Annotated in this window: 5 protein-coding genes; 2 read left to right on the plus strand and 3 right to left on the minus strand. The window is 51.5% G+C overall.

Translation table 11 applies throughout. The annotated features are described in order from the left end of the window. Positions 1 to 150: 150 nt before the first annotated feature. Positions 151 to 1,161 (minus strand): endonuclease/exonuclease/phosphatase family protein, encoded by a 1,011-nt coding sequence (locus RMSM_RS25160; protein WP_008703206.1) that lies wholly within the window; start codon positions 1,159 to 1,161, stop codon positions 151 to 153. A gap of 926 nt (positions 1,162 to 2,087) precedes the next feature. Between RMSM_RS25160 and RMSM_RS25170 the strand changes: the two genes are divergently transcribed. Then, a complete protein-coding gene (locus tag RMSM_RS25170; protein WP_008703210.1) occupies positions 2,088 to 2,828 on the plus strand; it encodes a hypothetical protein in 741 nt (246 codons plus the stop codon). 182 nt (positions 2,829 to 3,010) lie between these two features. Here RMSM_RS25170 and RMSM_RS40110 read toward each other — a convergent pair whose 3' ends face one another. Together RMSM_RS40110 and RMSM_RS25180 are read right to left on the minus strand one after the other, a co-directional pair. Next, complete coding sequence (locus tag RMSM_RS40110) at positions 3,011 to 4,192, minus strand: glycosyltransferase (RefSeq protein WP_008703213.1); 1,182 nt, start codon at positions 4,190 to 4,192, stop codon at positions 3,011 to 3,013. Between the two features lie 369 nt (positions 4,193 to 4,561). After that, positions 4,562 to 5,413, minus strand: coding sequence for a hypothetical protein (locus RMSM_RS25180; protein WP_008703214.1), 852 nt, complete (start codon positions 5,411 to 5,413; stop codon positions 4,562 to 4,564). Positions 5,414 to 6,267: 854 nt separating this feature from the next. Here RMSM_RS25180 and RMSM_RS25185 point away from each other — a divergent pair. Next, a partial coding sequence (locus RMSM_RS25185) for a beta strand repeat-containing protein (protein WP_160168370.1) occupies positions 6,268 to 13,106 on the plus strand: 6,839 nt, incomplete at its 3' end.

The following is a 13,106-nucleotide window of genomic DNA, read 5'->3' on the forward strand; positions in this document are numbered from 1 at the left end:
ATCCCGCTTCAACCGTTGGACTTCCGACNCCTTTTCGGCGAGCTCTTGTTCAACTTGTTTCACGTCTGACCGAGAGTCTGAAGCTGGAAAGTCAGGATTGGGTAAGGATGACATTTGCGCGTCCTTAAAGGGCAGAGTGCATGAAGAGAATTATATTGCCTCGACCGCGTCAGCAGCGTCCTCTCGGTCACCTGCGTCTAAATCAGGAGCCGACTGCTCCAATTCAGCAGACGGTTCATGACTAAGTTGGATCCAGAAAGGGAAATGGTCCGAACCGATCGGCGGAAGCACTTCCATTTCGGCCACTCGGAAGTCGTCACTATGAAATACGTAGTCCAGCGGATATCGCATCACCCAAGACGTAGCGTCGAAGGTGGAGTAGAACCCTCGTCCAGCACGTGGATCGAGTAGTCCACTAACTTCTTGAAATAGGTCGCTGGTACGCGACCAGCCGACATCGTTCATATCGCCAAGCACAATGACACTCTCGTCGTCTTGAACTTCACGTCCTACCAAGATCAGCTCGGCATCGCGCTTCGTTGTATCTTCACCGGGACGAGGCGGATTTGGATGGACTGCAAAGACTCGTACCAACGCACCATCTCTTAGAATGATATCAGCGTCGATCGACGGGATTTCTTCTTTGACCATGGCCCGCCTATCGCAACGCGAGACTTCCAATTGGCTGTAAAACGCAATTCCGTATCCATTGTCCATTGGATGGACGCGATGAAAAGCGAAGTGGTCTTTCAGTGATGCGATATCGGCTGCCCAGCGGTGGCTAATTTCGCACAGCACCAGCAAATCCGGCTCACGTCGGTGAACTAACTCTAGCAACAGATCTGCATTTTGATTGGACTGCAAGACATTGGCGGCCATCACACGGAGTTGCTTTTCAGCGGCTGAACTCTTTGCGGCCTCAACATGTTTCGGCGTGAATGGCAGATAGGAATAAATCCAAAACACTTGAATAGCACAGGCGACCAAGACCGCCGAAACAGCTATCGCGAATCCTCGTCGGTTGCGGAACGGTATCAGTAACACCAACGCGACTAGGTAGGCAACCAGCAGTTGTAGCCGAGGGTAATCGCCAATCCGTATCCACCACTGATCAACAGGCAGCAGTGGCAGTACCGCGGTAGCAATTGGGATCGAATGCAACCAGTTTTTAGTTCCGAAGGACATCCCGTGGATAAAGAAAAATTCTGGAAGATGCAGCCACGTGCCTTTCCAGAGCTTTTTCCTCGTCGATGGAGTCACGGGAAATGGGAAGCCGCGTTGCCTAACGTCAAAAAAATGATTCGGCGAGTTTGAGAAGAAACACCCCAATCCATTATGAAGGATGAATTGTCGATTTCATATCTTAAAAATCGGCTGCTCGCAAAGGACCAGTCTCAAACGCCGTATGATGCGACCGCGATTGGTTCTGACTTCAAAGCTCCGTTTGATCAAGAAGCATTGAATTCTCTTAGCAGCTGCCTATTGAAGCTTTGGCGTACTTGCAAACACTTAAATTCGCCTTCGGTCAGCACCGTCGTGAGAGCGTTGGGATATATCTCAGTCGAGAATGAAGAGTTCGACAACTGGCTCGCGGCGACGCTTCTGCATGACACTCGTCCTTGCCCCCTCCAATCCATTCGATGGTGAACTGGAGAAATGAACGGTGCCTGAGTGACTTACGTTGCGGTCTGACAGTTGGCAAGTGTGAGCTCTAGTTTCGAATTTCGGCCCTGTGGACGTTTGCACATGCCGAATTAATCCACAACTACCGAAACGAGAATCGATAACCCGCGCCGCTCAAACCAAGGCCCGCCGCGTCTTTGGAAGAAACTGAAAAACGCTAGTTCTGCTGAACGCGTACGCCGGACGCACCCCCTCAGGCTTAACCAAGGCCGCACCAAAGGGAATACACATTGGCTCAGCAAGCAACCCGTATCTCTGGAGCAACGTAAGAGAAAGAACTGTTCGTCCCTCTTAAATAGTTTTTGGGACGGGGAGAAGGCCTGTCGCACACTGTGTCTCGCACGAGTTGATATGCTTGTATCAGTTGTGTTAATGCTATCCCACTATAAATCCAGCCATTGAAGATGAAGCAAAAAGCAAGTAAATCACGTTCGACACGTCGAACGTCTCGTGATCTCAAGAGCGCAAACGCGATAGGTAAAGACAAGACGATCAAACGTTGGCGCAAGTTGTTTGAAAAAAAAGACCGAATCTCACGGATCAATGGGTTTCAGCGGATTCACGCCGAGGCAAGCAAAATCGAATCGGCCGATGATGCGCTAACGATGCTTCGAGATGTGACAAACGATCCGAAAACCGCAAAGCGATTGCTTGATTTCGGCACGCTCGATCAAGGACTAGTCGAGCGGGCGAAGAAGCAGAAGGTCCAGAACTCTCGGTCGGGGGGCGTTTCGGCAATCTACCTAATCGACATTGTTGGCGTTCGGTCCGATTTGGATCGCAAACGCATTTTTGAGCAGTGCTTAAAACACGAATGGACCCGTGAACAGCTACAGCGAGAGATCCGAGATTCTAATCGAGCATTTGCGGAGAAAAATGGAAACGACAACACGTATGCGGTGGTCAAGCCTTTGCAGCGAGCAAAAGCGGTCCGATCTCGTGTTGATGATTTCAGAGCTCGACTAGAAGATGTCGCGGACAACAAGTTTATCGAGAATGTTGCATCGTCGCGGTCTTCGGTTCGAGAAAAAGCGGTGACCGAGTATGCGGAATTAGCCGATTTGTTGGTCGACGTCCAAAAGATATTGGGGCAAGTGGTCGAAAATCTGAAGAAGGCGGAATCAAAGCTTAAGAAGAGTAGCTAGTCAAACACCCGCTTGTTAGCAATTGACCGAGTGCGAGGGAAGCTATTTACTTTGCATCAAACAAAACACTGGTCCGATAGAACTCACGCATGGCAACTTTTAATTGTTGCCCGAAATGGTAGCCACGCTTAACTGTTCGTGGATCGGTGTTTGGATGGCTCGTTTGCGCGGTAGTCGATCGCTCAGCCTTCAATCCATGAAATAAGTTCGTTCACACAAGCTGTAAGCGAGGATTGATTCTGGCTTCGTAACACGTCAGCGTATTGAGCCAGGCGTTGCTGCAGCTCTTTGTCGCCAACTAAGCCCAGCACGGCCGATGGCCATTCATCGGGAGACCGAGCCGAGAGGTCGACGCCGAAGCCCAACCTTTGAACCACGCTCGTGTTCCACCGATGTTCGATGTAGCGAGGAAACATTAGTACTGGTAGGCCAAGCTCGAGTGATCGAAGGGTTAGCCCGTGATTTGCGTTGCAGATCACCAGTGAGCAGGCGTCCTTGCAGCTACCGGTCTTCAGCAACTGGTCGGTGACGGTCAATCGAGGGATGCTGTGCAACCCGTCGGGAATGGCTCCACCGCAAACAAGAAGCACGTTGAGTCCAATACGCGACAACTCTTTGCAACGACCGACAATTTTCGAATCTGGCGTCAAATACGAAAATGCTTTTGTGCCGCCAGGGTTGCCCCAAGACGGCTCTACTCCCGTTTCGTCGCTCCATGCTCCTAAATATTCTGAATGTTGCCGCAATCCGTTGTAAGGATCGAAATCGGCAACTGTAACCAACAATACTGGACCATTTGTATGGAATATCTCACTCCAACCTGATAGAGACCGCAACCGGCTCGTATGGGTCGCGAGTGAGAGTGATGATTCTATCCGATAGGCGATCGACAGCTCCTCTTCCGTCGGCGTCTGACCAAACATTGCTTCTAGAACTGATTCAGATGGAGGCGTCCCGAATCCCAGTCCTATTCTGGATGTCGGTATATTTAGACAATTGGCGACCATAGGACCAATGAGTCCAAAATCGGAGAGCATATGAGTCGGCTGTATTTGCATCAACATCTGTTTCCATGCCGCGACTGAGCGAATGACCGCTTGAGAATCATGTAAGCCTAGATTCCAAGCTAGCCCGGCATAGGTTTGCGGAGATCGAAAGGGTTGTGAGCGATTTGTTGGCAGATCAGGACACGGTAAGATTGGGATACTTGTATGAGCAAATATTTTCTTTGCTCGTGACTGCTCCCGCGAAATTAATACGATCTCATGTCCACGCTTTTGCAAGCTTTCTGCGAGTGGTACGAAACGTCGTAAATGCCCGTTGCCGGAGCCCCACTCCCAAGAAAAGACAATTCGTGATTTCATAATGTTTTGCCAATCTTAAGCATGCGACCAATCAAGACGCTCCCGGTAGCCATCCTCAATTCCTGACGTGCGATCCAAGGCATCGTATATCGTTGAAGCGAGCGGTGTCGGCTGGCCTAGAAGATAGCGGTGAGGCATTGTCGATTGAGCAAGCACCAGAAAATCTTCTGTAACACTGGCTGCCTCTTCCGCCTCTTAGATACGCCATGCAGTTTTCTCGTCCCGAGATATTGCGACAGTACCAACCGATAGGCTCGCTCAAAAATGACCTCGCAAAACTCTACTGCAAGCGCTTCTATCGCAAGCGGAGAGGGCGAGGTCACAACAGGAGTGTTTTTACTTTTTGCTTACTTGCACCTGGGGCCGCCGTCACCTTCCAACATAGGCAACGGTTTGCAAGTAACTTTCCTCGGCAGTAGGCAGGCCATTCATCTCGTTCAGATCACTGTGTTTTTCAAAGCGACAGGGAGCTGGAAAGTGTTTGAGCAAAAATCGCAGCATATTTGGGTTAAATGCGTGGTCATCAAAACTCATGAACAGTTTATCTGTGCTGGTTTGCTCGATATCCTCGAAGTGAAATGTCTTCTTGTAAAATCCCGCTCTGGTCATCTCTGCCAACAGGTCCACTGGCTGAAAGCGGCCATTGGCATGCGCATGATTGAGGATTGCAGTTGGTCCGAGCATTCCCAAAAAGCGGTCGTGTGTTACCCAGTCACAGAACTGATTGTAGGCGTCCAGTACCCACTTTCGCCGGAAATAGGTGGGAACATGCGTTTCGTAATTCAGCCGTGGGTACCCCTCGCGTTTCAGAATATCGTAGGTGCGCCAAAGGGAATCCAGCCATAGTCCGCTGCGGCACTGTTGCACTTGGTCGAGGTCTTCTAAGTAGCGAACCGTCCTCGCTGCATCCATCGTTAACGGACTCAGGACCATGAAGTCATCGCAGAACCATAGGTATTCTTGACTGAGTTCGGGGATCAGCGATGCTGCCAATTGCAGCTGAAAAAAATTGGTGATCGGCGTCCGGAAACCTAGAAGACTTGCGATGTAATCATGAGGAACGTGCTCGACAAGTGTCTTGTCGTCGCTGAGGAATGCGGGACAGTCGCCGAAAATCCAAACTTTCCCCGCGTCAGGGAAATTCTGCGCGACGCTGCGAAGGGAAAACCGTATTTCGAGATCGTCGCATCGACTGTGTTTTAAAAAGTACAACACGTCCATATGGCGGACTCCACGAATTTATTGGCGTTGTTGTGGAAACAAGTCCTGCTCGTCTTGCGGTGCTCACAAATCTCGATGGGCACGACAGAACAGGGTCCATAGACTACGAAACTTCTAACCTAAAAACAATGTTTTTAACCAAATCCACATCAATTGGTAGAAAGAAAAACATGCTTGTGAGGATTCAAAAAAAACTTACAAAAGAATATGTCGGAGTTACTTGCGTCGCGCCTACGCAGGCCATAGACTCAGCTCCAACGCTCCGCTCGCCGACAAGCAAGTGAAACGCCCCAAGGCAAATAAGCAACACTTGGATCGGCACTCCATCCTTAAAGAGGTAGACAATGTCTTGGAGAATTGATCAAGGTTTAGCCGGCCTCGGTGGATCGCGGAACAGCAGAGTTAAGAAGCATAAGAGGTCGAAAGCACGGGTCCAATTACTCCAAGCACTTGAGCGTCGAGATCATCCAGGCAGCATGTTACCGCTGTCGCCTATCTCTCTGTTGGGCGACCAGGAAGGACGGCCGAGCAGGCTTTTGTCTCCTACTCCAACAAGCCCTGAAAAACACGGTTCGCCGGAATCTCCTGTTTTTCGGCCGCTACCTAATCCTGAAGCCGAATTCGACCGATCTGCTTTCGCCGGCAATGCCAGTACTCGCAATCAGCCTCGTTTCAGCCCATTTGAGTCAAACGACGATCTCGATCAGATCCGGGCGAAACGGCGAGAAAGCATAACCTCTGCATGGTTCCCTCAGCTCTCGAGCGGCGTCTCATCGGAGCTTGTTGGGGCCTTCCAGGACACTGAGCCAAGCGAGCAGGTAGAGCAAGGTCTAGGGCTGATCGATGGCTCACTTATGCCCCGCAGTGCAGCAGGCATGTCTGGAGAGGGGGGAGGCGGTGGCAGTCTTACCCCACCGCACGAAGCTCAGGAAACAGCAGGATCGCCGGGGGCTAATCATGATGCACGCCGTGATTCCGGTGGCGGCAGTAGAGGCAGCGATAGCGGCGACGCGTCTGACCTCAGCGATTCAACGAACAATCAAATTTCAGGTTCGAACGAATCGGCAAATGCAAACGCCCCACAACGTGAGCAAGACACTTATGATGTTCAGAGGCCAGTACAGCCGGTTAGTCAAGATGCTGAACTGCAAGAAAAGTCAAGTCAGCCGATGCTCAATATTGAGCTCGCGGCATTTCGCTTGAATAATGAACAGATCTATTTGTTCGGACAAGCCCCCCAAACCAGTACTGCAAATAACGCGCTAATCGAATTCGTGACCCCGGAAGGGGACAGTGTCGGTTCTCAAATCATCAAGGCTAATAACGATGTCTATGAATTTAGCATTGTGCTGGATAACGCAGACCCAACGTTAAGCTCGCTATCGGCTCGGTTAACAATCGAAGAAGGAGTGGCGATCGGAGAGTCCAGCGTAACAGCATTGGTAAGCGGGCCAGACTCCGATTCCGATGGCATCATTGATGCCATTGAAAAGTTAGCGTCAAACAACGGTGATGGCAACGAAGACGGGAGCGACGACTGGCTGCAATCATCAGTTGCTTCACTACCCGATGCCAAGAACGGGCATTTTGTGACCATCGTTTCTGCCGAACATTCGCTGCAAAATGTTCGGCCGGTTTCTGCTGTGGAAAACACACTCGCTTCACGCCGCTTGCCATTTGGTCTGATTGGGTTCGACATTCAAGGAGTTGCAGCAGGAACCGTGGCAAGTGCCGAGCTGATTCTACCTCCAGGAACCCATGCCAGCCGGTACTACAAGCCTGATGCGGATGGACAGCTTGCCCCATTTGACTTTAATGGGCAAACCGGGGCCGTGCTCAGCGGTAACCGCGTCACACTTTATTTGCAGGACGGAGGTCGAGGAGATGCAGACGGGATCGCCAATGGGATCGTTCGTGATCCAGGAGCCCCCGAGTCGGGAGTGATCCTGGTCGGCCCAGGCGTAACAACGCCGCTTGAGGGATGGGATTGGATTCAGTCAGGCGGCACAGGCGACAGCGAAGGGACGGTGGTTGGAGTCGCTGGCGATTTGGTCCTTACCGAGGGCAACTCTTTCTTGGTAGAGGCTCGTCGTAGCATAACGATCCCCTCCAACCCTTCGGCGCTTGAGTTCGAGTACTTTGGGGCGTTTGACACGACGGACACCGGATTTATCAATGACGCGTTTGAGGTCGCACTCGTTGACTCGACAGGCCGCAGTATCGTACCGACATATCTGCGTAATCGAGATTCGTACTTCAATTTCACAGAAGAAGAGTCCCCGTCACTAGGATCGTTGGTTGATCACGAGCCCGACTCGCCGTCCTCCGGTGTTTCGGGAGTGGTTCAGCTTGATATATCGGATTTGCTGCCAGGATCCACAGCGACGGTTGTTATGCGGTTGGTAAATAACGACCAAGACCAAGGGACAACCTTTGGGCTGAAGCAAACGGCTGCGTCGCTGATCATCGATCCCGTCACAGGTAATGAAGGCGAAGCGACGTCATTGTCGGCGGTGCTGCCGGGTGTCACGACAACCAGCGGCTATTCTGCTCAGATCGATTGGGGCGATGGGACGACTTCGTCAGGAACCCTGTCGCTTGATGGCACGAATCTTGTTATTGGCGGTGAACATACCTACGCTGACAATGCAGATCCCAGCGAGTCGTCTTACGCCGTCACGGTTACGCTCTCGCACAACAGTGAGCTGTTCTTGACCGGCGCCACTGTTGCAACCATCGCCAACGTAGCTCCCTCTACCACTCAGCCATCGAATCAAACCGCAACTGCGGAAACGTCGAAGACATTTACTCTGGGCACTTTTACCGACCCTGGATTTTCATTTGGCTCATCAAGTGAAACATTTTCAGCAATTGTCGACTGGGGGGATGGGACCAGCATTCAGTCGATTACGCCCACCGTAACCAACGGCTCAGTCGGCACGGCTACAACCGGAGGACTTCCCGCCACTTCACATACTTTCAGTACAACGGGGACCTATACGGTCACCGTCACTGTCAATGATGACGATGGTGGTTCGGCAACTAGCTCATTCGACGTTACGGTCAGCGCTCCTGCGATCGCAATTGACGCGATTACTGCGAACGAGGGTAGCTCAGTGTCGCTCAGCGCGGCGGCATCGGGTCTGCCCCCTTCTCTTTCGTACACTGCTGATATCGTCTGGGGCGATGGGACGACCACGACAGACGTTCAGACCACGGTTTCAGGCAGCGATGTGCTGATCAGTAGCAATCATACCTACGCGGATAACAAGAGCGGTAACTATGCCGTCAGTGTGACCCTCAAGCAAGCGTCAACCGTGGTCGCTACCGGCGCAACCATTGCAACGATCGCGAATGTTGCTCCGACAAAATCGCAACCGTCCAACCAAACCGCCATTGTCGGTTCATCAAAAACATTTCCCCTGGGTTCATTCACAGATCCCGGGTTTACATTTAATTTAACCAGTGAGACATTTACGGCATCGGTCGATTGGGGCGATGGAACGAGTGCGCAAAGTATTACTCCTAGTTCCACAAACGGTTCTCCCGGAACGGCTACCAACGGCTCGCTTCCAGACACTTCTCACACATTCGGCGCAGCCGGCACTTACACTGTTACCGTATCGGTCACCGATGATGACGGTGGTACTGACAGCAAGACATTCGACGTTGTGGTCTCCACAGCGTCTGTCAACGTGTCTGCGATCAGTGGCAACGAGGGTGCCTCCGTAACCTTAAATGGCTCGGTTGCTGGGCTTAATACATCACAAACTTATACAGCGGACATTTCCTGGGGCGACGGGACGATTACCACCGGCGCTGCGACGACGGTCTCCGGCGACGATGTATTGGTCAGCAGTAGTCACACTTACGCGGACAACAAAAACGGGAACTATGCAGTTAATGTCACATTCAAGCAATCTTCAACTGTAGTTGCAACAGGATCAACCGTTTCCACGATCGGAAATATCGTCCCAACAAAGACGCAGCCTAATAACCAAGCGGCAACCGCGGGAACTTCTCAAACGTTTTCACTCGGAACGTTCACCGATCCTGGATTTACCTTTGGACCGACTACGGAGTCCTTTACCGCCACAATCGACTGGGGCGACGGATCTGAAACACAAGTTGTTACGCCGAGCGTGACCAATGGTTCGGTAGGAACAGCGACCAGCGGGACGCTTCCGGATACTCAGCACGCCTACAGCGTAGCTGGTACTTATACCGTCACCGTTTCTGTTGTCGACGACGATGGGGGGTCTGCAAGCAAGATGTTTGACGTCGTGGTCTCCGCCCCCACTATCGACCTTGCTGCAGTCAGTGGTAACGAAGGATCGTCAGTCTCGCTGACTGGCTCTGCGGCCGGGCTAGATACCTCGTTGACGTATACCGCGGATATCACATGGGGAGATGGAACGACGAGTAACGACGTGTCAACGTCCGTCTCTGGTAACGATATTTTGATCAGTGCCAACCATGCTTATGCGGATGATATTTCAGGGGATCATGCAATTGCTGTGGTGCTGAAACAGGGGGCACAAACGGTGTCAACGGGAGCCACAACAGCAGATATAGCCAACGTGTCACCCGAGCTCGCTTTTGTTCAAGACATTGCGATCAATACGGAATTGCAGCCCTCTGGGCAAGAACGCACTGTCTCGTTCACCAGCGACTTCACGGACTTGGGGATTCTCGACACCCATACATACCACATTGATTGGGGCGATGGCAGTTCATCATCCGGCTCGCTTACAACAGATTCTGGTAGTGGTGAGGTGTCCGGAACGAGGTCGTATGCGATCAATGGAACTTACCAGGTAACAGTGACAGTAACGGACGATGACGGCGGCTCGGCACAGCGTCAGTTTCGCGTGTATATCGCCGGAGACGTCATCACTGTAACCGAAGATTCCTATGTCGAACTTGATTTGTCGGGATTGGAGGTTGACGCTGGTTACAACAATGAATTGGGGATGTTCATCGTCGAAGATGTTCACGGAACGATTCGAGACAGCAATGGCACCCCTTTGCTACCTGACGATCCGGGGTATGCGTTAGCTGCCATTGGTCATTCAAGTCGTAGGGTCATTTTGCATCGCGACTACATGGCCGAAACCAAGAACATGTCCGGTGCGTCTCGCCAACAACACAACTATCGTGTGATGGTCGAAGCGGGCTCTTTCGTGTCTTTCTATGCAATTCAGAATCAGACGACGGATTGGTGGCTAGCAAACAATCCTAATAATACTATCAGCACTTCCAACTATAAGAATCTGGCATTTTTCACAGCTCGAGAAGCCAATCCAGACGATGGGCACACGCATTTCCGCGTAACGACACTTCCCGATGGATCCATTCGATACGGCCATGAGGATTTGATACGAGGAAGCTATGGGGTTTCCGGTCAAAATTCAGACGAAGACTATAACGATCTGAATTTCACCATACGTGTGACCCCCATCTCGCAATCACAGTCTGCCAAGTTCTTCGTCGACAACAATGCCTCGACCGATGATCGAATTTTCTTCTACAACTCGGAAGGGAACTCAGTACAATCGGAACTCGCACCGAACGTGGGAAATACGCAATCTATCGGGTTGGCGAGCGATTACACCGGCTCGCGACTCTGGTCGATCGACAAAAACAAGTCGATTTACGATTACCCTTACAATTCAGGCCCCCACACGTTCGGTAGCCCTTCGGTTTGGAATCCTAGAACGGGATCAGGCGGGACTCTGAATGAACCCACCGATATTGCCACGGACAGCCAACACATTTGGGTCGTAGATAAGAATGGTACGTCCAGCAAAGTCTATTTTTATTCAGGGGCGGCTACTTCAGCTCCTAGCGGCAACACGAGTGCAACTTCGTCGTTCACGTTGAACAGCAGCAATGCGAACCCCAGCGGGCTTGCGGTTGACTCAACCCGCGTGTTTGTGACCGATTTAACTTCACGCGAAGTCTTTGTCTATCAGCGTGCAAACGGCAACTACATTGGTCGCTGGAAACTTGATCCCGGCAACAGAACGCCTACAGACATAACTACTGAACCAACAGGTCTGAACACATTCGGGACGGACCTTTTTGTCGTGGATAAAACTCGTGGTGAAGTGTTCGCATATCCGGACTCAACTGGCTGGGTCAATAATGGAAACTCAAACTCAACCACGTTTGTATCAAAGAATTCAACTTGGAAGTATTCTGTTGCATCCAGCGAGCCGGCGTCGGACTGGAATAGCATCTCGTTTGACGATGGTGCTTGGGGCTCTGGCCAAGCAACGCTTGGTTATGGCGGTGGCCAGACGACAACCATTGGATATGGAGGGAATTCAAGCGACAAGAACAACACGACGTACTTCCGTAAAGAGTTCCAAGTAAGCGGCAGCGACTACACCGGTTTGATGCTTTCGCTTCGACGAGATGACGGTGCCGTCGTCTACTTAAATGGTGTCGAAGTAGCAAGACATAACATGCCGTTTGGTGAGATCGATTACAACACTAAAGCGAATTCGAACATAAATGAATCGAATGCAAATTATCACGGCATCAAAATCAGTCCGAAAAATCTTGTAATTGGAACGAATGTTCTAGCGATCGAGATCCATAAATTTGCCAACAGTGGTTCTGCAAGTAACAAGCTGTTAATGGACGCGGAATTGAAGAGTTATGTCGCCCCCTTTCGCATTGCTTCGACGACATTTTCGTTGCAACTGGAAAAGCAATCCAACGGTGACACTCTATCCCAAAATACTTTTCCTGAAGGTATCGCCGATCCACCACCTACCGCAACGGTGACTTGGACTGGCGGGGCAAGCGGCAGCTGGCACACCGCTGGAAATTGGTCGACGTCGACGGTGCCATCCATTAGCGACAATGTGCTGATTCCTACCGGAAATCAAGTCAACATCACAGGTGCCGTCAACGTCAACAGTATCCAAGGTGATGGAACCGTAGCGTTGACCAACTGGAGCTCTCACTTAACGCTCGCGAACGAATCCGAGATTGGTGGCTTAAATATTTCTAGTGGAATTTTAGAAGGCGCGGCGAACGTTACGGTAACCGATACGTTTGCTTGGACAGCAGGTCGGATCGATGGCAGCGGGATTCTTTATGTGGCTTCAGGTGCGACCGGCACCCTGTCCAGTACTAGTGAAAAAGTACTTGACCGTGAGATGCGAAACTCTGGTTCACTGACCTGGAGCGACGGAACTTGGAAGCTCGATGATGACAGCACTGATCCCTACGGGGGTGGCAGTGGCGGAGGAAGCGGCAGTGGCAGTGGAAGCGGTGGCTTGGGTGACGATGCGGGAATTATCAAATTCGTCAACGAAGCCAGCGGCACACTCACAATTAGTGGTAGCGGCAGCTATCGCAACTGGAGCAGTGGTGCGGCGTCCAGCTACGATCCTGAGACTTGGGAATCGGTCGTAAGCCATCCGCCACTGATCGAGAATCTTGGCACCATTACCCAGACATTCACCGGCACGCTATCTGTCGCCCCCAGCTTCGACAACGACGATACAGCAAACATCCAATCCGGGAAGATGCAACTCGATGGAGCGGGAAGCTCGGAAGGCGATTTCGTTGTCTCCAGCGGTGCGACTGTTCAATTTGATCCCAGCGGTCAGTCAGGTTCTTCGGCAACGCAATATTTATCCTCTGCGGCCACGATCAGTGGTTCGGGGACCGCGGT

It is taken from the genome of Rhodopirellula maiorica SM1, from assembly GCF_000346295.1.
GTDB classification, from domain to species: domain Bacteria; phylum Planctomycetota; class Planctomycetia; order Pirellulales; family Pirellulaceae; genus Novipirellula; species Novipirellula maiorica.

Excerpts from the sequence above, each read along its gene's own strand:
- RMSM_RS25170 (WP_008703210.1), top strand. The coding sequence starts at position 2,088 with ATGAAGCAAAAAGCAAGTAAATCACGTTCGACACGTCGAACGTCTCGT.
- RMSM_RS40110 (WP_008703213.1), bottom strand. The coding sequence starts at position 4,192 with ATGAAATCACGAATTGTCTTTTCTTGGGAGTGGGGCTCCGGCAACGGG.
- RMSM_RS25180 (WP_008703214.1), bottom strand. The coding sequence starts at position 5,413 with ATGGACGTGTTGTACTTTTTAAAACACAGTCGATGCGACGATCTCGAA.